The organism is Leptospira wolbachii serovar Codice str. CDC (assembly GCF_000332515.2).
Taxonomy (GTDB): domain Bacteria; phylum Spirochaetota; class Leptospiria; order Leptospirales; family Leptospiraceae; genus Leptospira_A; species Leptospira_A wolbachii.
In genome coordinates this window covers 96,891-118,805 of record NZ_AOGZ02000014.1, presented here as the reverse complement: position 1 = coordinate 118,805, position 21,915 = coordinate 96,891, and the positions used below count along the sequence as shown (strand labels likewise).

Here is a 21,915-nt window from a genome sequence, read left to right as displayed (position 1 = left end):
GATGTACGATTTAATTGAAGAAAGAGAATTTTTCGGTAAAAAAATCGGGGGTCGTAATCCCTTTTTTCTCATCTCCGGACCATGTGTGATGGAAAACAAAGATTTACTCGACCGAGTTTGTGGAGAGATGAAAGCGATTTGCGATGATTTAGGAATTGTTTATATCTTTAAGTCTTCTTTTGATAAAGCAAATCGTTCCTCCATTAATTCTTATCGTGGTCCTGGTTTGGAAGAAGGAAGGAAACTTCTTGATTTTATCAAAAACAAATACAATGTTCCCGTACTTACAGACATCCATGAAACCATCCAAGTGGATCCCCTGAAAGATACTGTAGACATCTTTCAAATTCCTGCTTTCTTAAGTCGCCAAACAGACCTAATTGCAAAAGCAGCAGAAACGGGGAAATGGGTGAATGTAAAAAAAGGGCAGTTTATGGCCCCCGATGACACTCGTCATATCAAAACAAAAATCCAAGAGTCGGGATCGGAAAAATACATGGTTACGGAACGTGGTGCTAGTTTCGGCTATGGTAATCTAGTATTTGATCTTCGAGGAATTCCTATGATGCATAAACATGGAATCCCCATTGTTTTTGATGGAACGCATTCGGCACAACTTCCAGGAGCAGCTGGTAATATCACAGGCGGACTTCGAGAATTTATCCCTCATATGATGCGTGGTGCAGTTTCTGTAGGTGTGGAGGGACTTTTTATGGAAGTACATCCCGATCCAGAAAAGGCACTATCTGACGCCACCACACAATTCCCTCTAGCAAAAGCCAAAGGTCTGTTAACGCAACTGTTAGAGCTAGATCGTTTGGTAAAAACAAAGTTTTTAGAGGATTGATATACTGATGATCCGAAGGATATTCGTTCTTTTTTTTCTTTTGGCAATGGTCAATTGTAAAGATAAGGAATACCTTCGCATTGAAGTAGAAAAAGAATCGGGTTCCATGATCTCAATGAGAAATTTTTCTCGTTCGTCTTATAAAGAATCTGGGGAATTGGAGTGGAAATTGAAAGGTGCAGAATCGTATATATTTCCCAAAGAAAACAAGACTATTGTTTATGGTTTTGAATTTAAACAATTGGATAAAGGAAATGTGACTTCTGCGATGACGGGAGAACGAGGAGAAATCAATCACTCCACAAAAACAGTAGTTCTGAATGGTAAAGTCAGACTAAAGACTAATGATGGTAAATATATCGAGTCAGAATCCTTAACTTATAATCTAGATGAAAAAACCCTCTCCTCCGAGGAGGACGTTCTGGTATATTCTGATGGAACCACCATTCGTGGGAAAGGACTTCGGGCTGATAAAAGTTTGAATAAATTTACCATCATCCAACCGAAAGCCGTGACCATTGGTGGAAGTAATCCCCTGAAGGATAAACCATGAAAAAACAAATTCTATTTTTTGTTTTTTCACTCTCTTTCCTCAGTGCAAATCCTTCACCTATACCATTGTTACATGGTTCGGAGGATCTTTTAAAAAAAGAAGATTCTCTTCCTACTCCAGAGAAGAAAAAAGAGAACAAGGATAAAATTCCAGTTATGTGGGGGGGAAGTAGCCTTACCCAACAGGAAAGAACCATCAATGGAATCCCGATGAAGGTGTTTATTTTAGGCGGTGGTGCCTATATTATGCATAAAACCATCAAACTCAGTGCCAGAGAAATTGAAATCATTGGTGAAGATGCTCTCATGGGAAATTTGAAAGGTCAGGTTATAGTAGAAGACTTTCAAAACGGGGTTACCTTAACTGCGGCAAAAGGGATTTATAATAAAATGGCAGGAACTGTAAGTTTAGAAAATAATCCAGTTCTTTTGCAAAAGAAGGATGGGAAGGTCGTTAAAATTCAGTGCCAATCAATCGTTCGGTATTTAGAGGAAGCAAAAACTAGTTTAGCTGGTAAAGTTGTCGTAACCTCTGATGAGTTTCAAGTGTTTGGTGAGGATGCCGTGTTTTCGGAAAAAGATGATAGGATAGATCTTGCCGGCGAACCTTTTTTATTTTCTGAAAATCGTTTTTTGATTGGTAAAACACTAACATACTTTGTAAAAGAAGGAAGTATCCAACTAGAGGGAGATGCAACGATCTACCAAGTTTCTTACGAAAACAAAAAAGACAAAGAAAAAGATATTACGACCAAAGAACGAGTGCTGACTTTGTTTACAGGAAACACATTGACCCACCAAAACAAAGGTAAAGATACCATTACTTCAATGAATGGGGACGCCTTTATGTATAGAAAGACATCTGAGTTCAAAGCCAATCTACTAGAAAGTCGTCGCAATAATAAAGATATTAAAGCAACAGGTAACGTAAGTTATTTGGATCGTGAAAATGCCTATAGAATGGAAGGTGGGTTGTTATCTTATGATAAAGACAAAGGGTATTCTTATCTAACAGAGACTCCACGAATTGTTTTTTTAGACAAAAAAGAACTGAGCGAACGAGGTCAACTGACAGCAGTATTTTTGGAAAGATTTGATGAACGTTTTGAAACCGTGGCTCGCGGAGATGTCCAAGTGGAAACCCAAACGGCTACGGCCACGGGCGAGTTTGCAACTTATTATGAAAAAAGAGATGAATTGGTTTTAGAAGGGAATCCGACTCTTGTAAAAGATAACACCAAAGTTTCGGCAGGAAAGATCATTCTCTTTCCAAAATCGGACAGAGCCTACTTAACTGATGGGCTTAAGGTAATACCGAATGGCGAAAAAAAATAAAACAGAAACTCAGACAATTAAACGGGAGATAGATCCGAATGTAAAAACGTTTCGGATGGAGAATCTTGTTAAAATCTATAACAAACGTAAGGTTGTAGATGGTGTTAGTTTTTATATCCAAAAAGGCGAAATTGTAGGTCTTCTTGGTCCTAACGGGGCCGGAAAAACGACCAGTTTTTATATGAGTGTTGGGTTTGTGACACCTGATGAGGGTCATGTGTTCATTGATAATGAAGACCTAACCAAAGCACCCATGCACATTCGTGCAAGGATGGGAGTGGGTTATTTAGCCCAAGAAGCAAGTATCTTTCGTAAACTCACTGTTGCGGAAAACTTGGAAGCCATTTTAGAAACCATGAATCTTCCTGGAGACGAAATCATTCGTCGCCGAGATGAACTTCTTATGGAATTACAAATCATGCGTGTTGCCAACCAAAAAGGTTATACTCTTTCCGGTGGTGAGAGACGGCGATGCGAAATTGCAAGGGCACTTGTGACCAATCCAGACTTTATCCTTTTGGATGAACCTTTTGCCGGTGTGGATCCGATTGCCGTTAAGGATATTCAGAACGTTATCCAATCCTTAAAGGAAAGAGGGCTTGGGATTTTGATCACTGATCACAATGTAAGAGAAACATTAAAGATTACGGACAGAGCCTATATCATGTACAGTGGGCGGATTCTCATTTCTGGAACCGCAGATGATTTGATTAACGATCCAGAAACCAGACGAATTTATCTCGGAGAGGATTTTAAGTTATAAATGAAACTCGGGGCTTCACTTTCACAACGCCAAACGCAAAAATTAGTGATGACCCAGGACTTACGTCAGTCCATTGAACTCTTGTCTTTATCTACTTTAGAGCTTTCTGATAAAATTCAAAACGAACTTCTGGAAAACCCACTTTTAGATGAAGTGGGTTTGGACGAAAAAACCAAAATGCCGGAACTTTTCTCTATCGATGAAGTAAAACGATTAGAGAAACTAAATCATGAAAAAAGTACCGATGTCAATTGGCAAGATTCCTATTCATTAGAAGGCCCTAGGTCTTATGATACTGAGGCCAGTGATAGAAATCAAAAATATATAGAATCATCCACTCGAGGAGAAACTTTAGAAGAACATTTGTTAAACCAATTGCGAATGATCAAACTCACTAAGTTGGAGTTTGAAATTGGTGAAGTTCTCATCAGTATGATCGATGATAAAGGATTTATCACTGATGATTTAGGTATTGTTTCCAATGAAATGGGATACCCAGAAGCAAAAGTTAGGCGAGTTTTGCAAGTGGTGAATGAATTGGATCCTATCGGTATTGGTGCCAAGGATATGCAGGAAACGCTCCTAATCCAAGGAAAAATTCTTTTTCCTGATAATACTCTTTTGCACCAATTGATTGGTGAATTTTTATCAGACTTAGAAAAAGTAGATTATAAAAAAATTGCGAAGAACCTCAAAATTACAGAAGAAGAAATCTTAACACTCGCACGTTTAATAAAAAAATTAGAACCCTATCCTGCTACTACCTACCAAGGAAGAAAGGTGGACTATGTGGTGGCAGATGTTGTTGTTAAAGAAGTAGGAAATGAGTTTAATATTTTTATTAATGATGAATGGTTGCCAAAACTATCCATCCAAGAAGAATACCGAGAGTTATTAAATCATAAACTCCCTCCTAAAGAGAAGGAATATTTCCAAACTAAATATAGTTCAGCACAATGGCTCATTCGTTCCATCCAACAACGAAGACAAACCTTACAACGAGTTGTGAGTTGTATCATTGATTTCCAAGTGGATTTTTTTCGGGGAGGGATTGGACATATCAAACCTTTAACACTAAAGGAAGTCGCTGAAAAATTAAATCTTCATGAATCTACAATTTCTCGTATAACAACAAATAAATACATTCAAACCACTTGGGGCATTTTTGAACTCAAATGGTTTTTTTCCTCTGGAGTTAAGTCAACAGAAGGTGGAAAGGAAAGTTCAAAAAAAATCCATGAAATCATTCGTAATTTGGTTAAAGACGAAGATGAAAACAATCCTCTCTCAGACCAGGACATCGTTGAACTTATGGAGAAAAAAGGAATTGAAATTGCCCGTCGGACTGTCGCAAAGTATAGAAAGGTCTTAAGAATCCTTCCTTCTAATGAAAGGAAACGGATCAGTTCTCTAAAGGGGTAAACCAATGCCAGTTCCTGGGATCACTGTTGACACGATTTTAAGAGATCATGACGATCTTCAATTGATTTTGATTACTGGAGAAGCTGGTCTTAGCAACCGGATCAACAATGCAGAAATCAATCGCCCGGGCCTTTCCCTTACTGGATTTTTTGATTTTTTTGCCAATGATCGCATTCAAATTTTAGGTAAAGGCGAGTGGGCCTTTCTCAATTCTCTCTCAGAAGAGAAATTACATGAGATCACTGACAAATTCTTCGAGTTTCATTTGAATTGTATCATCTACACACATGGCAATGAACCACAAATTCCTTTTGTAGAAAGAGCCAAAGCAAAGGGGATACCACTTTTTAAAACAGAAATTGCAACCCATCGTTTCATCACTCTGATTTCACAAATTCTGGACAGAGCCTTGGCCCCGAGGACTATGCGTCATGGTGTTCTTATTGAAGTTTTTGGAATTGGAACTCTACTGACTGGTCGATCTGGTGTTGGTAAAAGTGAAACAGCACTCGAACTCATTGAACGAGGTCATAGGCTTGTGGCCGATGACATGGTAGAGATTCGTCGCCTAAGTGAAAGTTATTTGATTGGATCTTGTTCTGACTTGCTTCGTCACCATATGGAAATTCGGGGACTTGGTATTTTAAACATCAAAGATTTGTTTGGTGTTGGTTCTGTTCGAGATCACAAACTCATTGAACTCATTATTAATTTAAAAGAATGGGAAGAACAAACATCTGGAGAATATGAAAGAACCGGTATCGAACAAAGTATGGAAGAAATACTCGGGGTGTCCGTTCCTTACATCGAAATCCCAGTAAAACCAGGAAGGAATATCCCTATTATTGTAGAAACGGCAGCGATGAACCAACGTTTACGTAAAATGGGGAAAAATAGTGCAAAAGAATTTTCGAATAAACTAAATACATATATCCAGCAGAGTTCCATTGAAACAAATCCAATTAAAGATTAGAGAAGATAGCAGTGGGTTACATGCAAGACCTGCATCATTGTTTGTTAGGGTAGCAGCAAGTTTTCCTTGTGAAATTTTTGTAGTTAAAGATGACATAGAAGTCAATGGAAAATCCATCATGGGCCTTATGATGTTAGCATTGGGGCCAGGTTCTATATTTTATGTAAAGGCAGATGGGAAACGAGAAGAGGAGGCACTTCTTGCTTTAGAGGTTTTGGTTGCGCGAAATTTTGAAACCAATGCGACTTAGATTTTTAAAGATACTTCCGCGGTTATCTGATGAAAACAGATACTATTTACGCGATATTTTTATCTTTTTTCTTACATTAGGAGTTTCCATTGGTTTTTCTGAACTTGTTTTCTTTAGACAAGAAGAGGATATATCCTTTTTCTCGAAACTCGATACTTATTTATTCATCCTTATTCCTTTTTTTATCCTTTCGCTAATTTTAAGTTATGTTTATCGAAATCGTCGAAACAGAGAAACTGGAAAAATCCGTAGTTCTATTCGGTATCGCCTAACGCTTGCTTTTTTATTTGTCGCTCTTGTCCCATCTTTACCTATTTTTATTCTTTCCTCTAATCTTACAGGAAGACTCATCGAAGGTTTCTACCGAGTGGATATTTCCAATGCACTTCGTTCCGCAAATTTAATTGTAGAAAATGAAGAAAAGGAAACCGAAGCAGACTTTATTGAAAAAGTGAATATATTGCGCTCTAGGTTATTTGGCTTAAACAATGACGGATACACTGTTTTCCGGAAAGGTGTGGAAAATGGGTTGTTTGAAAAGAATGAATACTATTTGGGCTTCGTGGAATCCAAAAAACTTCGTTTTGAATCTAGAGGTTTGTTTCGTAACATCGAGGGGCTTGATTTTGTAGAATCAAAACGTTCTGGTATTTTTGTAAGTCGTTTGTATCTCAGTGACAGGTCTTATATCCTATGTAAATTTCTTTTGGAACAAGGAAAGGAAGTTTATGTGGGGCAAAGAATTCACCAAGGTATGGAAGCCGATGTTCAAAATATAGTAAATGCGACTTCCACTTATGAAAAGGTTAGTCTCTGGAAAGAAAAAATTCCCTTTAGTGTCCGCATAACCATTGCCACTTTTTCTTTTGCAATGTTTCTCATTGCAATTTTGTTTTCCTTTCTATTTGCTCGTAGAATTTCAAAGCCAATCATCAACTTAGCGAATGCGACTAAAAAAGTATCACTCGGGGAATCCGATATCCGTTTGGAAAAAACCGAAGAAGGGGAAATGGGAATCCTTATTGATAGTTTCAATCAGATGGTCAGTGATTTGAATGCAAAATCGGAAGAATTGATGCATACCCAAAGGATTGCCGCTTGGAAAGAAGTGGCGCAACGTATGGCCCATGAAATCAAAAACCCTCTAACTCCGATTCAATTGTCTGCTCAGCGAATCCAACGTAAGTTTCAAAATCCTAAATCAGAGAATTTGGAATCGGTCATCTTTGATGCTACAGAAACCATTATTGGTCAAGTACGAGTTCTGGAACACCTAGTAAAAGAGTTTAGTGAATTTGCGCGAATGCCCGTACCAGTTCTCATCAATCAAAAATTAAATCCAATTTTGGAAGAGGCTGTTGCCCTTTTTAAAGACACCACCGACATTGAGTTCGAATTGAAACTCGCCGAAAATTTACCCGAAGTTTTTCTCGATAAACGGTTGTTTTTGGGAGTTATCAACAACTTAATCAAAAATGCAGTTGAGGCAATCCAAACATCTGAAAATTCAAAAGAAGAAATGGATATTCTAAGCCTCAAAAGAAAAAAGATTCGGATCATGTCTAAATTACAAAAGAAAGCCCTTCGTAAATCTATCGTGATTGAAATTGATGATTCTGGGCCTGGCCTAAAATCAGAATGGAGGGAAAAAATATTTGAACCATATTTTTCAACTAAGGAAAAACATGGTTCTGGTATTGGCCTTGCTATAGTTCAAAAAACAGTCATAGACCATCATGGCCACATTGCTGTGGAAAACTCTAAGTTAGGTGGGTGTAAATTTAGAATTGAACTTCCTTTGGATATTCACTAATGCAGAAATTAATTTATATTTTAGATGATGAGACAGAAATTCGAAAGTCCCTACGAGTGATTTTGGAGGATGAGGATTATTCGGTGGAAGATTTTGCCAATGGGAAGGCATTACTCAAGGCTTTGTCGAAAGAAAGACCATCGCTTGTTTTATTAGACGTTTGGGTGGGAAAAGAAGATGGACTCACCATTTTGGATGAATGCAAAAAACTTTATCCGGGACTGCCGATCGTCATGATTTCGGGTCACGGAACCATCGAACTTGCCGTCAATGCAACAAAAAAAGGTGCAGTGGATTTTTTGGAAAAACCACTATCCATTGAGAAAGTAATCCAAACGATTGAGTCAGCTTTAGAAAAAACAAAGGATACTGAAATTCCTGAATTCAAATTGGAAGTGGACGAAATTTTGGGTGAATCTTCTTCCATCCAGAGAGTTAAGTTTGCCATCTTTCAAGCAGCACAAACCAATGCCCGTGTCTTTATTTTTGGTGAAAATGGAACAGGAAAAGAGTTAACAGCAAGGGCCATCCATCAAAATTCCAAACGAAAAAATGAACCTTATATTGAATTTAATTGTGCAGAATATTCAGAAGATATCTTAGAACAAGAGTTATTTGGCTCGGAGAGTTCTGGTGTAAGTGATACCAATGAAATTAAGATAGGAAGATGGGAAACTGCACAGAATGGGACTTTATTTTTAGATGAAGTTTGTGATTTAACCCTCGCTGTTCAATCTAAAGTTTTGAAAGTCATACTGGAACAGAAATTAGAGCGAGTAGGTGGAAAGGACGCGGTGTCTGTGGATGTCCGAATCATTGCTGCCACCAATTCCAATGTGGAAGAAGCTATTCGAGAAGGCAGGTTTCGGGAAGATTTATATTATGCATTAAGTGTGATCCCTATGGAACTACCTCCTCTTCGAGATAGAAACCAAGACATTCCTTTGCTTGCAGAATATTATTTAAAAAAATCTATTACCGAAAACAAACTTTCATCCAAAACTATTGATAGGGAGGGACTTGATGCACTTTCTTCCCATTTTTGGCCAGGAAATGTAAGAGAATTGGGAAATATTTTGGAACGACTGAGTATTCTTGTTCCAGGAGATACTATCCGAGCAAAGGATGTAAAGGAAGCGTTACATGGATTCAAAAAAGCCAATGAAATGGTTGCCCGAGGTGATTTGAAACATGCGAAGGAAGAGTTTGAACGTCAATACATCATTAAAACGTTACAAATCTGCGAAGGAAATGTGACTAGAACTTCCAAAGCCTTAGGAATCGAACGCACACATTTATATAGAAAATTACGTTCCTTAAATATTTCAGTGGAACAATTGAACGAAGGTTAGTATGGATCAAAAATCAATTTTAACACGATTTACAGACATTCTAACAGAAGCTAAATTTTTACTTCAAAATAAGGCCGTTTCTGTTTACCGATTTCAAGAAGAACAGGATCCGAATGATTTTGTTTTTCCTTGGAAATCGAAAGTACCTGAATCTATCGAAATTCAAAAGAAACAACAGAAAGAAAACCAAAGAAAGAATAAAGATTTGGTGAATTTTTCCTGCACTTTTTGCCAAGGAAAACTCAGTGGAGTGCGCCAATTCTTGCATAAAGGACGAAGACCGGTCCTTATTCTTCACTATACAGGTGCTACAAATCCCAAAGAAAAACCTTTTACCAAAACAAAACCTAATCAAATTTTCAAAGACAAACTAACGGAAAATAGTTGGGGAGAAATTGTTCAAAAGGTGTTTGGGTTTTCCTTTGAAGAATTTTTTTATCAAGAATATCCTGCTTGTACATTTTCACATACGGATTCCAAAGAAACGGACTGGTCGGCTCGAGTAGAAAATTGTAAATTCCATGTAAAGGATACAGTAGAAGAATACGGGATCAAAATGATTGTGATTCTAGGATCTTCTGCCAAACTTCTGTTTGGTGCAGAAAAGGCAAGGGAACTTCTTGGAAAAGAAATTAAGTGGGATTTATCAGGTCTTTCCATTCCCATTGTTACTACACGATCTCCCGAAGCCCTTGTATTTCTTGGTGAAAAGGCAAAAAAAACTGATTCGGAATCCAATCTCTTTCAATATGGAAAAGAGAAACAAGAATTGGAAGAAAGTTTTATCTCCCACTTATCCCTTTTAAAACCCTATCTCTAATGATCCAATACGCGGAAGTTGCTTTAAATCTTTCCTGGGAAAGTAAAACGCTGACCTATGAAATTCCTCAAGGGATAGATAACTTAGAAAGGGGAGTTCGCGTGCTTGTCCCTCTCAATGGAAAGGAATGGGAGGGCGTTGTCACAGAAATTCATTCAAATGAACCCAATTACGAAACCTTATCTATTTTAAAGGCCATTGATTCGGAACCGGTGCTTACGGAAGAACAATTGGATCTGGCCCAGTGGATGGCTGATACTTACTTGTCATCACTCGGTGAGGCTTTGTTTTTAATGGTCCCTAAAGGGAAAAAAAGAAAAAAACAGAATGGGACTCCTGTCCAAATTCATTCTGAACTATTACATCCGTTAAACGGATCTCAAACTAAAGCTCTAGAAGAAATCAAATCCGCCTCGAAAGCGCAAACCCATTTATTGTATGGAATCACTGGCAGCGGAAAAACTGAAGTTTATATGCACCTCATGGCGGAAGTTTTGCGTAAACCTAAAGGGTCTGTAATTTTTCTTGTACCTGAGATTTCATTAACCTATCCGACTATCGCAAGAATTGAACGGATCTTTCCTGGACAAGTTGCCGTTTTACATTCGCACCTAAGAACCTCAGAAAAGTTCCAAAACTATTTGGATCTGAAGGAAGGAAAAAAACGGATATGTATCGGAACTCGTTCTGCCGTCTTTGCTCCATTATCGGATGTCTCTCTCATTATTTTAGATGAGGAACATGATGCCTCTTACAAAGAACACGGCTCTCCTCGGTATCATGTACGGCAAGTTGCTTTACAAAGAATTGGAAAAACTGGCGGAAAACTCTTGTTAGGTTCTGCTACTCCTAGTGTAGAGATTTATTATCTTGCCAAAGCCGGTCAGATTGGGTATTCAGAACTGAAAGAAAGGGCCAATCCACAAGCATCTCTCCCCTCTGTAGAAATTACGGATAAAAAAGAAGACTCAGACCTTCTGTCCGGTGACCTGCAGTTTAAAATTGCTGATCGCTTAAAGAAAGAAGAACAAACCATCATCCTTCTCAACCGGCGTGGGTACAATCCATTTATCTATTCTACAACCACAAAGGAATTCATCCATTGTCCCAAATGCACAGCGACTCTTTGTTATCATTCGGATAAAACGGTCAGGTGCCATCTCTGTGGTTATAAATCCAGCTTACAAAACTTAAAGGCCATTCACGGAGAAGACTTAGATCTTTTTGGGGCGGGAACACAAAAATTAGAAGAGTATCTTCTTTCTCATTTTCCAAAAGCTCGTATTGAACGATTGGACCAGGATAGTTCCAAAAACAAAGAGGTCACTCGTGACGTATTAGAAAAGTTAGGCGAAGGAAATTTAGATATCCTCACTGGAACCCAAATGATTGCGAAAGGTTTGGATTACGCGAATGTAACCCTTGTGGGAATTCTCAATGCCAACCATGGTCTGGGAGTTCCTGACTTTCGTAGTAGTGAAAGAACCTACTCTCTTATTTCTCAAGTGGCGGGAAGGGCAGGGCGGGGAGAAAAACGAGGCGAGGTTCTGATTCAGTCCAATGACCCCGAACATCCAGTGCTTAAGATGGCTATGGAACAAAACTATCCTGCTTTTTTTGAATGGGAATTAACTTTTAGAAGAGATTTGTTCTATCCACCTTTTTCTCGTTTGGCGAGATTAGTCTTTCGATCCAAATATGAAGAAATCGCAAACAAACAATCTGTTTTGTACGCGGAAACTTTAAAAGAAAATATCGATGAATCGGTAATCCTTCTTGGTCCAAGCCAATGCCCTTTTTACAAAATTGACAATAACTATCGGTATCATATTTTGTTAAAATCTAAATCCATCACTACCTTAAGGAATCTCCTTCGAGATACCAAATCAAAATTTAAAGTCGATTCTAAATGTTATATTGAATACGATTTGGATCCTCTGGAACTAGTATAATAGGAAAAAAGAATATGAAACTTTCAATTGGATACTTTGGATCTCCCGAACACTCCAAAGAATTATTATCTCTCTTACTCGATGCGGGAATCCAAGTTGATTTTGTTGTTACGAACATTGACAAACCAGTGGGTCGAAAACAAATCATCACACCCACTCCTGTAAAAGAATTAGCCGAGGCCAAAGGAATCCCTGTCATCCAATCTCCCAAATTAAGAACCGATGAAGAGGCCCAAAAACAAATCTTGGCATTTGGGTCGCCCGTTCATATTGTTTATGCCTATGGATCGATTGTTCCAGATATTGTATTTCAAGACCCTAAGTTTGGTAGCATCAATCTCCATGGAAGTCTATTACCGAAATACCGTGGGGCTTCGCCTGTCCAAAGTTTTCTCCTTAGCGGGGAGGAGAGTTCTGGATTCACCATTCAATATTTAGCCAAAGAAGTGGATTCGGGGGACATCATCTCTCAGAAATCTTGGAAGGTCGGACCATTGGAAACCACAGCCTCTCTATTGGAATCGATTACCCAGGAAGGGGCGACTGAGCTCATCCGCCTCTTAAAACAATTGGAATCCACAGAATCCGGGTGGAAATCAAGTCCCCAAAATCCCAAGGATGCCACGCATTGCAAAAAGATCACAGGAGCCGACAGGCCCGTAATTTGGACAGAACCTGCGATAAGAATTCACAACCGCATCCGGGCCCTCTATCCCGATCCTTTGGCGACAACAGAGTTTCGGGGTAAAAAACTCATCCTTGTTTCCTCCTATCTGCCAGGTGAGTCGGACGAACCCATCCCTATACCGGAAGGACTCATCCCTGGTTCCTTTTTCCTATACCAGAAAAAAAGGCTTTTCTGCCTCTGTGGAGACGGAAACCTGCTTGGTATAGACACCTTACAGCCCGAAGGTAAAAAACCCATGAAAGGATTTGAGTTTTTCAATGGGGCACGGGTTTTAGCCGGAGAATCATTTACGTGAAAGAAAAGTTTCTAAAAATTCTACCTTACAGTGGTTATGTTCTATTTGTCGGTTTAGGACTCCTTGTTTTTTTTGTAGCTGCCTTCCTTGTGGTCGTAGTTCGGACCAAAGAAGAACAAAAAGTGATGATGCCTTATGTGATTGGTAAAAATTATATTGAGGTTCATAACGAACTCCAAAGACTCCAACTCAAAGTCCGTTTGGAAACACAAAGAATTCCAGAAAAAACAGATGGAATCATTCTTTCGCAATCCATTGATCCTGGTAAGGAAGTGGAAGCAGGATCTAAACTTTATCTCACTGTCAACATTGGATTTGATCGAGTTGCCATTCCTGATGTTAAAGGTCAGGACTTAAAGCGGGCCAAAGCGATTTTGGAAAAAGTGCTTTCTGGGGAAGTTTATGTACCTTTACAAATTGGTGGGATCACTTATGTGCCAGCTGTTGGAGATGAACCTGCAGACACAGTCATTGACCAAATTCCAGCTCCAGGAAAAGAAACTCATTCCGGTGAAAAAATCTATTTACTCGTAACCGAAGCCAATCCTGAAAAAAAATCCAACCAATCCGTCAATGAACCAACAGACTCCACAAAGTTTGTGGGAACTCCTGTCCCCTTTGTGATTGATTATTTGCTCCGTAAAAAAATTCCCTATCGTTTGAAAGAAACCACCAAACCAGAGTTTCGTGAATCTCATGGCCTTGTTTCTTCTTTTGAAATCAAACCTACGGGTGCGGAGGTTGGTGCTTTCTTTCTGAAACCTTCTGAGTCTCTTGTTCAAGATTATGAATTTCTCGAATATGAAGTAGACGATGATGATCTTTATTCGGCTAAAGTGAGTTACACGAAGCCAGGGGAAGATACAGAAATCGAAAAAGAGATTCTAACGAGCCAAAGTTTAAAAGAGGACGAACCGGTTCGTTTTCTCATCCATCGTGCGGGAAATGTAAAAGTAACACTCACAGGAAAGGAATCTGGAGTGGCAAAGGTTTGGAAACTCAAAGGAACTTATTAAGATGAAAATTTCAGCCTCAATCCTTGCTGCAAAACTAACGGGACTTTCGCAAGAGCTTCCCACATACAAATCGGATAGTATCGATCTCATTCATATTGATGTGATGGACGGAAACTTTGTACCACAAATTTCCTTCGGAGAGGCTTTTACTAAAGAAGTTAAGTCCCATACCAAAATCCCACTCGATGTGCATCTCATGGTAAGTAATCCCGAACTCCATGTTCCCAAATACTTTGACCTAAACCCGTATTGTATTACCTTTCATATTGAAACCACGAACTTCTCTGTGAGACTCGCTGAAGAGATCCGAAAAGCGGGAATCAAAGTGGGAGTTTCTCTGAACCCGCAAACACCACCAGAATCCATCTCGCAAATCCTTCCTTATTTAGATCTTGTGTTACTCATGACCGTTGATCCCGGTTTTTATGGACAGTCCTTTGTGAAATCGGGTTTTGAGAAGATTGCGGCAGTTCGTAAACTCACCAAACCTTACAATATTGAATTGGAGGTAGATGGGGGGGTGAATGAATCCAATATGGAAGAACTCGCAAGACTCGGCGTGGACATCACTGTTGTGGGTTCAGGTCTCTATAAAACGGGAGATCCGAATGCACAGGGTAAAAAATTAAAGGAACTCGCTGTTAGTGCTAGAACTCGCTCTTGACAGATCGTCCCGATTCAAAAAACTCGCTATAAAAGGGGTATTTTTCCTTGGTTAAATTAAGATTACAAAGAACGGGAACAAAAGCAGACCCGCACTATCGCATCGTTGTAGCTGACATCCGTGCTCCACGTGACGGAAAGTTCATTGAGGCAATTGGGCATTTCCACCCATCTACTTCGTCTGTGAAAAAAGCAACTTTCAATGAAGAAAAAACGATTTCTTGGTTAAAGAAAGGTGCGCAACCGACAGATACAGTTCTTGCACTTTTGAAAAAAGATGACGTTTGGGCAAAGTTCAAAGGTTAATTGATACATGGAATCCTTAGTTCGTTATATCGTTACATCTCTCGTTGACCAACCAGAACAAGTGGCTGTCAACCAAGTCCCCGGAGAGGAAGAAACAGTGATCGAACTTCGGGTAGCAGCAAAAGACCTCGGGAAGGTTATCGGAAAGAACGGAAGGATTGCAAAATCTTTGCGTACTGTGTTACAAGCCGCCGGTACCAAACAAGGTAAAAACTATACTTTAGAAATTGTCGACTAAACCAAGTTTAGTGAAAGTGGGGGTCATTGGATCCTCACATGGAATCAAAGGGTTCATCAAACTGTTTACAGAAGGTGACACCCTTCAATACGTAAAACCTCCGTTATCCTGCACTGTAGAAGATCCACGCGGAAACCAAACAATCATACATATTGAAGAAATCAAACAGAACGGAAACCATTTCCTTCTGAAATTGAAAGGGTATGACACTCCGGAGACGGTTGTCAAATACCGAGGATTTTCTTTATTATGGAAAAGGGAAGATCTGCCCAAACCAGAGGAAGGAGAAATCTATACTGAGGATTTGGTAGGACTTCTGGCCATTTCTAAAGAATCCAAGACTCCTCTTGAATATATTGTCACGCAAGTGATCGACAACCCAGCCCATCCGATTTTGGAATTAAAACCAAAGTCCGGTGAGGGGGAAACAGTGCTCATTCCTTTTCTAAACCGGTTTGTGGGAGATTGGAATTTAGAATCCAAAACCTTAGAAATCATCGAATGGGAGCAGTGGTTTGAAGTTTAATTTCATCACTCTTTTCCCAGAAAAAATCACATCCTATTTTGAGACTGGGATTCCGGGAAAGGCTGTCAAACAGGGGGTTGTCGAAATCAACACAATCCAACTGCGAGACTTTGCCGACAACAAACACCAAAAGGTGGATGATACCATCTACGGCGGTGGTCCCGGCATGCTTTTGCAAGTGGGTCCTGTTTACCGTGCTCTAGAATCTCTTGGTGAGGAGAAAGGCAAGGTCATTCTTCTGAGTCCCTCGGGAGAGCTTTTCAACCAGACTCTCGCTCGGGAGATTTATGAGTCCTCGGAGACTTTGACCTTTATTTCTGGCTACTACGAAGGGGTCGACCATCGTGTCACAGAGCATTTAATTGACAGGGAAGTGGCCATTGGAAACTATGTTATTTCATCGGGGGATTTAGCTGCTCTCGTTGTTGCGGATTGCCTTTCTCGGTTTGTTCCGGGATTTTTAGGAAAAGAAGAAAGCCTTCTCGAAGAGTCGCACAACGAAACAGAAGAATTAGAATACCCTCAGTATACAAAACCCTATGATTTTATGGGTTGGACTGTTCCAGATGTGCTCCTAGGTGGCCATCATGAAGAGATCCGGAAATGGCGGCAAAAAAACCGCAAAACAAGAAATCATTCTTAGAGGAAGCCATGAATCAGATTCTAGAAACAGCACTCGCAGGCGAAGCAAAGAACGAACTTAATTTCGAAATTGGTGATACAGTAAAAGTTCACTACAAAATCGTTGAATCTGGTAAAGAACGGGTTCAGGTTTACGAAGGTGTTGTGATCTCTATTGCGAATAAATCACAAAGCAAAACGTTTACTGTAAGACGAGTTTCCTATGATATCGGAGTGGAGAGAATTTTCCCACTTCATAGCCCACGTATTGCAAGAATTGAACTCGTTCGTAAAGGATCTGTTCGTCGTGCAAAACTTTTCTATCTGCGTGATAAAAAAGGAAAAGCGGGACGTATCAAAGAAAGAAAAGGCGGTCAAGCGATCGTTGCAAAAGATAAAAAGAGACAGGACGAGGCTTCTAAAGCCGCTCTTGCACAAGCGAAAGCTGCGGAAGCAGAAGCACCTAGCGCATAATCTCTCTTGAAGCGGTCGTTACGCGGCCGTTCTTTCCTGAATTCCAAATTCCCTACCTGACCTGTTATTCACTCGATGAAGCAGGTCGTGGTACGCTTGCTGGCCCCGTCTCCATTGGTTGTGTCTCCTTTTCTCTCATTACCTTAGAGAAAATTCGAAACGGAGAAATTCTTAAAGGTCTCCGCGATTCCAAAAAAATTCCAGAACCCAAACGATTAGAACTCCGAAAGGAAATCTTAAAATATGTTTCCTACGCTCGTGTAACGTTTGTCAGTGCCTCTTTCATTGATCGTTTTAATATCAACCAAGCAATCTTTTATGGAATGAATCGATCTTTGCCTAGGCATTTCCATTCATCCGAAAAAAAGCTATTTCTATTAGCCGATGGGAACTACAAACTAAAAATTTCTAAACCCATAGAAGGTTATCTCTCGCTTCCGAAAGGAGATGATTTGATTCCTTCCATTTCTGCGGCTTCCATTCTTGCCAAAACTTACCGTGATGAATATATGGAAAAGATGGATACAAAATATCCAGGATATGGGTTTGCCAACCACAAGGGATATGGAACCGAAGAACACCGGGAAGCTCTCATAAAATTGGGAATTTCTCCCATCCACAGGTTGAGTTTTTGTAAATTTCTCCGATCTGGAGGGAGTGAGCCCTCTCTTTTCTAAACTTAGTAAACTTCCTCCAATGGCTTCCTTCGAAAAATGGGGAACGACTACAAAGAATCGGGGAAATCTGTTTTTACAAACCAAACTAACGAATCTTACCACTTTTGAAGTCCAGAATTTGGGACTTGGCAAAACCAAAAATCTATTCCGGAGTTCCCATGCGAAAACTCCCTCATTCCTGGAGAACCAAGAGATTCAGATCAGTCTTTCTAAACCGAAGACACTTTCCCGTTGGGTTTCTTGGACAAACCACCAATCGAATTCCAAAACGATGGAAGTTGCGGATCTCAAACCCATCTGGAACTATCTTTTGGGAGAAACTGGCTTTTCTGATCTTTTTTCTTACATCCATCCCGACAAAGAAAAGTCCTTACAAATGGTAGTGGAACCGAAGAACAAAGGTTTGGTTCTTTATGTGTTTTGGGATTCTAAGGATACGGGAGCAATGGGAATCCAATTCCATTATGATCCAGAAAAAGACAAACCTATACTAGTTGAGATCACCACGGAACAGTCGATACAAGGAGAAGAATTCTCAAAACAATTGTTTGCCCTCATTCGGGAGTTTCCCCAAATCCAAGCTGTGCAAATCGAAACTTGGTCGGAAAGTACCTTTAACGGAGATTATAGATGAAACAAAAAATGGCAGCCCTTGCTTATGATCCGAAGATCCATTCGGCACCGAAACTTGTCGCCAAGGCTGAGGGTCGACTCGCAGAGACTCTCATTCGTGTGGCAAAGGAATCAGGAGTTCTTGTCATTCGTGATGAAGTGATGGTGCAAACCTTAGATCATCTCCCTAATGGGAAAGAAATTCCGAGAGAATTGTATGAAGTCGTGGCAGCAGTGTTTCGAATTCTTGTTTTAGAGAGACAAAAGAAAAACAATTGAAGTTTCTACGCTTCCTACTAGGATTTACGCAATTATGCGGAAAATCTCCATACGTGACTTAGAACCTGGCTCGAAGTTTACTAAGTCAATCTACCTCGACAAAGACACTGTTTTTGTGGGAGCTGACCAACCCATCACACAACAAGATTTAGACCGATTGGTTCAATTTGGGATTACCTTTGTTCTTACTGATGGAGAAAAGGTTTTAGCGGATGGGCAGGACAAAACTGTGGCTGGTACCGCACCAGGATACTTCGATACAAACCTTCCTTTTTACCAGGATGATGTAAACTCTACGCGTTTTAAGTATTTATTAGAAAAAACGAATACAACTAAGGTCGAGTTTAACGCCGTTTTTAAAGATTGTTTTGATTTGGTTCAGAAAACCTATAGGTCTGCGTCCGAAGGTCGTTATACGGAGATTCGTGAATTTCGAGAGATTGCAGAACGAATTGCCGACCATACCAAAGCCAATGGACAGATCCCCATATTACTTTTATCTCATTCTCATTCCGGTTATTATCTATACACTCACATCTGTTATGCGACTTTTTTTTCGGTGATGCTTGGAAATTTTTTAGAGTTTTCTAGACCCAAACTGATTGATTTGGCGCTGGCCTCTCTTTTTGCGGATATCGGAATGGTGACGGTTCCCGAAGAAGTGTCCGAAAAAAAAGGAGCCCTTTCCGAACTAGATCTAAAAACCATCAAACGCCATCCGGTGACTGGTTACCAGATTCTCACCCAACGTTTGAAGTTAAAAAACTCTCTTGCGATCGTTGCTTTACAACACCATGAAGCGGTAGATGGTTCTGGGTATCCGCAGAGGATTCTTGCGAACCAAATTGAAGAACTCACAAAAGTGTTTATGATTGCAGACCAATTTGCGGCGATGATCCATCCAAGGCCGTATAGGCAAGCCATCCTTCCATACGAAGCGATGAAGATCATGATTAGCGAAAATGTGAATCGTTTCGATTTAAAAATGGTAAGGCTGTTTTTAAATAAACTTTCTATGTTTCCTGTGGGGTCCGGAGTGGTTCTTTCTGACCTAAGAATGGGTATGGTCATTGAATCCAATAAAGATAAACCTCTACGTCCCGTCATTCGAGTGACAAAAGATGCCGAAGGTAATCGCCTTAAACACTTGGAGTTTGTAGATCTAATGAAGGATCTCAATCTCTATATCCAACAAGCCATTCCCTTTTCTCAGATTTATTAAACGCTCTTTGGTAAATCTGGATCTGTCAGATGAGAGAAAAAACAGAACGAGGTCGCATTGGCGAAGGGTTGGCCGCAAGTTATTTAAATTCCATAGGACACACAATCCTTTTTCGGAATTATAGAAAGGCCTTTGGGGAACTGGACATAATCAGTTTTAAGGACGGGGTTCTATACTGTTCAGAGGTGAAGGCCTGGAACGAAAGTAACGGATTTCATCCCATTGAGTGCTTTCATGAGACAAAACGTAGCCGAATGAGGAAGGTATATTACTATTTACTAAAGGAAATTCCTGCCTTTTATCACCTAACACCTTCGTTTAATTTGATCCATATCACTGAAAAAAAGGAAGTTCGTTTTTATTCGTCAATCTTCTAAATACTTCATCAAGGGATTTTTGTACCGGGCCGATTGGTCATGTATCCCTTAAGGGAAAACGCTCTCAAGGATGAGAGTTTGATTGTTACAAGGAAGTAACCGCATGAGACAATTTAGTATTTTTGGAAATTTGGCAGAAACCGACGAATTTGGTCCAGATCCGGTATTACTCCGGAAAAGGGGAATGGCTTCTACCATTCAGAAGAAATTTGAGAACTACAAAAAAAAGATAGATGATCCAGCTTATATGGATTATGCGATCAATAAAATTGCAATGGAAATCTCACATTTTATTTCGAAATAATTACCCTAGGCTATAAATCCACTGGTAACCGATACAATACTCCACCGCCTCCCAGATGTGTACTTCCTTTGTTCGGGAGGAGAGGTCCCAATCAGCAATGGTTCTTGTTAGAGAGACAATTTGTTTTTTCTTTCTTAATGAGAGTTGTTTGGTTTGGGGATTTGTATCTAAAATTTTTTGAATTCTCTGTTCTTCCCCTTCCGGAACCAATCTAGTATTTCGAAAAGCAAATCGTTCTGATAGAATTTCTTTGATTTTGACTTCTTCTAGTTTAATACACCTTTCATTCGTTGTTTCGAATAACGTTTGAAAGATGGTGATCCTATCTAAAAATGCACCGCTAATTTTTTGCAAATACAGACGAATTTTTTGTAAGGAACAATGGCAGATATGATTGCTATGGTAGTTTCCGCAAGGGCAGGGGTTTGCCGACAACATCAAGGTGAAATCGGTTTTTAGTTTTGTCTTTTCATTCATCCGAACAATTTCTAAATACGAATCTTCCATGGGCATTCGAAGACTTTCCAGAATGCGATCTTTAAATTCCAAAGCTTCATCTAAATAAAGTATCCCTCCATAAGCTTTGGAAATTTCACCTGGTTGGAAGGGAAGACCTCCACCCACAAGTCCCACTTCGGTAGCCGAGTGGTGCGGTGTACGGAAAGGACGTTTCCGTGTGGGGATTTCAAAGTCCCCACCAGAGGTCCAGATTCCTTGGTCGTTTTGGTCTCTCGTTTCTTTCGGTGGGAGTAAAGGTTCCAACATTCTGTGGAGCATCGTTTTCCCAGAACCTGGACTTCCCAATAACAGACTGTGGTGTTTGCCGAGAAGGGCATACAAAAGCCCTTGGAAGGTCTTCATCTGGTAGGGATCCAAAAATACCCTTTCCCAAGTTTGAGGATCGGTAGGAGGGGTGGCAACCTCGCGGTTGTCAGGTGAGGACCCACTGAGGTTTTGGAGTCCTTCTAAATGATTCAAAAAGTAATATTGGCCCGCAGGTAAGATATCTTCTTGTAAGGACTTAGGAAGGCAGAAGGAAACATCTGCATTGTCTCGATTTTGCCAGAGATAGGGTAGAAGTTCCTTCCCCCCGAGAACCGATCCATCCAAACCGAGTCCGCCTAAAAAGAAGATCCTACCCTCGGGAATTTGGACTTGGTCCGTTGCCACTAAGATTCCTACGGCTATGGCCAGATCCAAAGAAACCATCCGTTTGGGGATATGCGCCGGTTTTAAGTTGATGATGATGGTTTCTAGTGGGAATAGATATCCAGATGCCTCCAGGGCCAAACGGATACGATCTCTGGACTCTTTTGTAGAGAGAGAAGCACAACCTAAGATTTGGAACCCCGGAAGCCCCCTTCGGATTCCCACTTCTACCTGGATTTCTTTGGTTCCATTCCATTCGTATAACAAGCTTCCAACTTCTGCGCGTTTGGGGATCACAGGTTGATTTGGTAACGAATCCGTTCTTTTGGGCCAAAAAATAAAAAAGACTTTTCATAATTGAGGCATCATGGTGACTTTTCCTCAGAGTT

At 40.0% G+C, this 21,915-nt stretch carries 26 protein-coding genes; 25 read left to right on the top strand and 1 reads right to left on the bottom strand.

Annotated elements, in window-relative coordinates:
* Position 1: 1 nt before the first annotated feature.
* The 25 genes from kdsA to LEP1GSC195_RS05945 all read left to right on the top strand — a co-directional run bounded on the left by kdsA (position 2) and on the right by LEP1GSC195_RS05945 (position 20,377).
* Positions 2 to 847, top strand: coding sequence for a 3-deoxy-8-phosphooctulonate synthase (gene kdsA / locus LEP1GSC195_RS06065; RefSeq protein WP_015680787.1), 846 nt, complete (start codon positions 2 to 4; stop codon positions 845 to 847).
* Between the two features lie 7 nt (positions 848 to 854).
* Positions 855 to 1,400 carry an LPS export ABC transporter periplasmic protein LptC gene (gene lptC, locus LEP1GSC195_RS06060; RefSeq protein WP_015681602.1) on the top strand — a complete coding sequence of 182 codons (546 nt, stop codon included), beginning with the start codon at positions 855 to 857 and terminating at the stop codon, positions 1,398 to 1,400.
* Complete coding sequence (locus LEP1GSC195_RS06055) at positions 1,397 to 2,734, top strand: LptA/OstA family protein (protein ID WP_015682092.1); 1,338 nt, start codon at positions 1,397 to 1,399, stop codon at positions 2,732 to 2,734. The genes lptC and LEP1GSC195_RS06055 overlap by 4 nt, the downstream gene beginning before the upstream one ends.
* Before the next feature lie 55 nt (positions 2,735 to 2,789).
* Positions 2,790 to 3,497 (top strand): LPS export ABC transporter ATP-binding protein, encoded by a 708-nt coding sequence (gene lptB, locus LEP1GSC195_RS06050; protein ID WP_039927115.1) that lies wholly within the window; start codon positions 2,790 to 2,792, stop codon positions 3,495 to 3,497.
* Complete coding sequence (gene rpoN / locus LEP1GSC195_RS06045; protein ID WP_015680605.1) at positions 3,498 to 4,919, top strand: RNA polymerase factor sigma-54; 1,422 nt, start codon at positions 3,498 to 3,500, stop codon at positions 4,917 to 4,919. It begins immediately after the preceding gene.
* 4 nt (positions 4,920 to 4,923) lie between these two features.
* Positions 4,924 to 5,892: an HPr(Ser) kinase/phosphatase gene (hprK, locus tag LEP1GSC195_RS06040; RefSeq protein WP_015680797.1), complete on the top strand. Its 969-nt coding sequence runs from the start codon at positions 4,924 to 4,926 to the stop codon at positions 5,890 to 5,892.
* Positions 5,867 to 6,142, top strand: coding sequence for an HPr family phosphocarrier protein (locus LEP1GSC195_RS06035; protein ID WP_040506487.1), 276 nt, complete (start codon positions 5,867 to 5,869; stop codon positions 6,140 to 6,142). The genes hprK and LEP1GSC195_RS06035 overlap by 26 nt, the downstream gene beginning before the upstream one ends.
* Positions 6,132 to 7,955 carry an LIC_11548 family sensor histidine kinase gene (locus LEP1GSC195_RS06030; protein WP_015682109.1) on the top strand — a complete coding sequence of 608 codons (1,824 nt, stop codon included), beginning with the start codon at positions 6,132 to 6,134 and terminating at the stop codon, positions 7,953 to 7,955. Before LEP1GSC195_RS06035 ends, LEP1GSC195_RS06030 begins: the two co-directional genes overlap by 11 nt.
* The gene (locus tag LEP1GSC195_RS06025) at positions 7,955 to 9,307 is read left to right on the top strand and encodes a sigma-54-dependent transcriptional regulator (RefSeq protein WP_015681483.1); all 1,353 of its coding nucleotides are present in this window, start codon (positions 7,955 to 7,957) and stop codon (positions 9,305 to 9,307) included. Before LEP1GSC195_RS06030 ends, LEP1GSC195_RS06025 begins: the two co-directional genes overlap by 1 nt.
* A 1-nt stretch (position 9,308) precedes the next feature.
* Positions 9,309 to 10,127 carry a hypothetical protein gene (locus LEP1GSC195_RS06020; RefSeq protein WP_015682138.1) on the top strand — a complete coding sequence of 273 codons (819 nt, stop codon included), beginning with the start codon at positions 9,309 to 9,311 and terminating at the stop codon, positions 10,125 to 10,127.
* Entirely contained in the window at positions 10,127 to 12,079 is a 1,953-nt protein-coding gene (gene priA, locus LEP1GSC195_RS06015) for a replication restart helicase PriA (protein WP_015682803.1), read from the top strand. The genes LEP1GSC195_RS06020 and priA overlap by 1 nt, the downstream gene beginning before the upstream one ends.
* 14 nt (positions 12,080 to 12,093) lie before the next feature.
* Positions 12,094 to 13,062, top strand: a complete 969-nt coding sequence (gene fmt / locus LEP1GSC195_RS06010) for a methionyl-tRNA formyltransferase (RefSeq protein ID WP_015680538.1) — start codon at positions 12,094 to 12,096, stop codon at positions 13,060 to 13,062.
* A complete protein-coding gene (locus tag LEP1GSC195_RS06005) occupies positions 13,059 to 14,078 on the top strand; it encodes a PASTA domain-containing protein (protein WP_015682114.1) in 1,020 nt (339 codons plus the stop codon). The genes fmt and LEP1GSC195_RS06005 overlap by 4 nt, the downstream gene beginning before the upstream one ends.
* Position 14,079: 1 nt before the next feature.
* Positions 14,080 to 14,742: a ribulose-phosphate 3-epimerase gene (gene rpe, locus LEP1GSC195_RS06000; RefSeq protein ID WP_015681816.1), complete on the top strand. Its 663-nt coding sequence runs from the start codon at positions 14,080 to 14,082 to the stop codon at positions 14,740 to 14,742.
* Between the two features lie 47 nt (positions 14,743 to 14,789).
* Complete coding sequence (gene rpsP / locus LEP1GSC195_RS05995) at positions 14,790 to 15,047, top strand: 30S ribosomal protein S16 (protein WP_015682264.1); 258 nt, start codon at positions 14,790 to 14,792, stop codon at positions 15,045 to 15,047.
* Positions 15,048 to 15,054: 7 nt separating this feature from the next.
* Positions 15,055 to 15,285, top strand: coding sequence for a KH domain-containing protein (locus LEP1GSC195_RS05990; RefSeq protein WP_002974362.1), 231 nt, complete (start codon positions 15,055 to 15,057; stop codon positions 15,283 to 15,285).
* A complete protein-coding gene (rimM, locus tag LEP1GSC195_RS05985) occupies positions 15,275 to 15,811 on the top strand; it encodes a ribosome maturation factor RimM (protein ID WP_232227713.1) in 537 nt (178 codons plus the stop codon). The genes LEP1GSC195_RS05990 and rimM overlap by 11 nt, the downstream gene beginning before the upstream one ends.
* Positions 15,801 to 16,454: a tRNA (guanosine(37)-N1)-methyltransferase TrmD gene (gene trmD / locus LEP1GSC195_RS05980; RefSeq protein WP_015682763.1), complete on the top strand. Its 654-nt coding sequence runs from the start codon at positions 15,801 to 15,803 to the stop codon at positions 16,452 to 16,454. Before rimM ends, trmD begins: the two co-directional genes overlap by 11 nt.
* A gap of 8 nt (positions 16,455 to 16,462) precedes the next feature.
* Entirely contained in the window at positions 16,463 to 16,906 is a 444-nt protein-coding gene (gene rplS, locus LEP1GSC195_RS05975) for a 50S ribosomal protein L19 (RefSeq protein WP_040506957.1), read from the top strand.
* Positions 16,903 to 17,583 (top strand): ribonuclease HII, encoded by a 681-nt coding sequence (locus LEP1GSC195_RS05970; RefSeq protein ID WP_332248642.1) that lies wholly within the window; start codon positions 16,903 to 16,905, stop codon positions 17,581 to 17,583. Before rplS ends, LEP1GSC195_RS05970 begins: the two co-directional genes overlap by 4 nt.
* The gene (locus tag LEP1GSC195_RS05965; RefSeq protein ID WP_040506481.1) at positions 17,564 to 18,217 is read left to right on the top strand and encodes a hypothetical protein; all 654 of its coding nucleotides are present in this window, start codon (positions 17,564 to 17,566) and stop codon (positions 18,215 to 18,217) included. The genes LEP1GSC195_RS05970 and LEP1GSC195_RS05965 overlap by 20 nt, the downstream gene beginning before the upstream one ends.
* Positions 18,214 to 18,474 carry an EscU/YscU/HrcU family type III secretion system export apparatus switch protein gene (locus tag LEP1GSC195_RS05960; RefSeq protein ID WP_015682349.1) on the top strand — a complete coding sequence of 87 codons (261 nt, stop codon included), beginning with the start codon at positions 18,214 to 18,216 and terminating at the stop codon, positions 18,472 to 18,474. Before LEP1GSC195_RS05965 ends, LEP1GSC195_RS05960 begins: the two co-directional genes overlap by 4 nt.
* Positions 18,475 to 18,508: 34 nt before the next feature.
* Positions 18,509 to 19,696 carry an HD-GYP domain-containing protein gene (locus LEP1GSC195_RS05955; RefSeq protein WP_015680686.1) on the top strand — a complete coding sequence of 396 codons (1,188 nt, stop codon included), beginning with the start codon at positions 18,509 to 18,511 and terminating at the stop codon, positions 19,694 to 19,696.
* 29 nt (positions 19,697 to 19,725) lie between these two features.
* A complete protein-coding gene (locus LEP1GSC195_RS05950; RefSeq protein WP_015681340.1) occupies positions 19,726 to 20,073 on the top strand; it encodes a YraN family protein in 348 nt (115 codons plus the stop codon).
* A 103-nt stretch (positions 20,074 to 20,176) separates the two neighbouring features.
* Positions 20,177 to 20,377, top strand: a complete 201-nt coding sequence (locus tag LEP1GSC195_RS05945) for a hypothetical protein (RefSeq protein WP_002987385.1) — start codon at positions 20,177 to 20,179, stop codon at positions 20,375 to 20,377.
* Here LEP1GSC195_RS05945 and LEP1GSC195_RS05940 read toward each other — a convergent pair whose 3' ends face one another.
* Positions 20,378 to 21,823: an ATP-binding protein gene (locus LEP1GSC195_RS05940; RefSeq protein ID WP_040506478.1), complete on the bottom strand. Its 1,446-nt coding sequence runs from the start codon at positions 21,821 to 21,823 to the stop codon at positions 20,378 to 20,380.
* Positions 21,824 to 21,915: the final 92 nt, after the last annotated feature.

Excerpts from the sequence above, each read along its gene's own strand:
- kdsA (WP_015680787.1), top strand. The coding sequence starts at position 2 with ATGTACGATTTAATTGAAGAAAGAGAATTTTTCGGTAAAAAAATCGGG.
- lptC (WP_015681602.1), top strand. The coding sequence starts at position 855 with ATGATCCGAAGGATATTCGTTCTTTTTTTTCTTTTGGCAATGGTCAAT.
- LEP1GSC195_RS06055 (WP_015682092.1), top strand. The coding sequence starts at position 1,397 with ATGAAAAAACAAATTCTATTTTTTGTTTTTTCACTCTCTTTCCTCAGT.
- lptB (WP_039927115.1), top strand. The coding sequence starts at position 2,790 with ATGGAGAATCTTGTTAAAATCTATAACAAACGTAAGGTTGTAGATGGT.
- rpoN (WP_015680605.1), top strand. The coding sequence starts at position 3,498 with ATGAAACTCGGGGCTTCACTTTCACAACGCCAAACGCAAAAATTAGTG.
- hprK (WP_015680797.1), top strand. The coding sequence starts at position 4,924 with ATGCCAGTTCCTGGGATCACTGTTGACACGATTTTAAGAGATCATGAC.
- LEP1GSC195_RS06030 (WP_015682109.1), top strand. The coding sequence starts at position 6,132 with ATGCGACTTAGATTTTTAAAGATACTTCCGCGGTTATCTGATGAAAAC.
- LEP1GSC195_RS06025 (WP_015681483.1), top strand. The coding sequence starts at position 7,955 with ATGCAGAAATTAATTTATATTTTAGATGATGAGACAGAAATTCGAAAG.
- LEP1GSC195_RS06020 (WP_015682138.1), top strand. The coding sequence starts at position 9,309 with ATGGATCAAAAATCAATTTTAACACGATTTACAGACATTCTAACAGAA.
- priA (WP_015682803.1), top strand. The coding sequence starts at position 10,127 with ATGATCCAATACGCGGAAGTTGCTTTAAATCTTTCCTGGGAAAGTAAA.
- fmt (WP_015680538.1), top strand. The coding sequence starts at position 12,094 with ATGAAACTTTCAATTGGATACTTTGGATCTCCCGAACACTCCAAAGAA.
- rpe (WP_015681816.1), top strand. The coding sequence starts at position 14,080 with ATGAAAATTTCAGCCTCAATCCTTGCTGCAAAACTAACGGGACTTTCG.
- LEP1GSC195_RS05990 (WP_002974362.1), top strand. The coding sequence starts at position 15,055 with ATGGAATCCTTAGTTCGTTATATCGTTACATCTCTCGTTGACCAACCA.
- rplS (WP_040506957.1), top strand. The coding sequence starts at position 16,463 with ATGAATCAGATTCTAGAAACAGCACTCGCAGGCGAAGCAAAGAACGAA.
- LEP1GSC195_RS05960 (WP_015682349.1), top strand. The coding sequence starts at position 18,214 with ATGAAACAAAAAATGGCAGCCCTTGCTTATGATCCGAAGATCCATTCG.
- LEP1GSC195_RS05955 (WP_015680686.1), top strand. The coding sequence starts at position 18,509 with ATGCGGAAAATCTCCATACGTGACTTAGAACCTGGCTCGAAGTTTACT.
- LEP1GSC195_RS05950 (WP_015681340.1), top strand. The coding sequence starts at position 19,726 with ATGAGAGAAAAAACAGAACGAGGTCGCATTGGCGAAGGGTTGGCCGCA.
- LEP1GSC195_RS05945 (WP_002987385.1), top strand. The coding sequence starts at position 20,177 with ATGAGACAATTTAGTATTTTTGGAAATTTGGCAGAAACCGACGAATTT.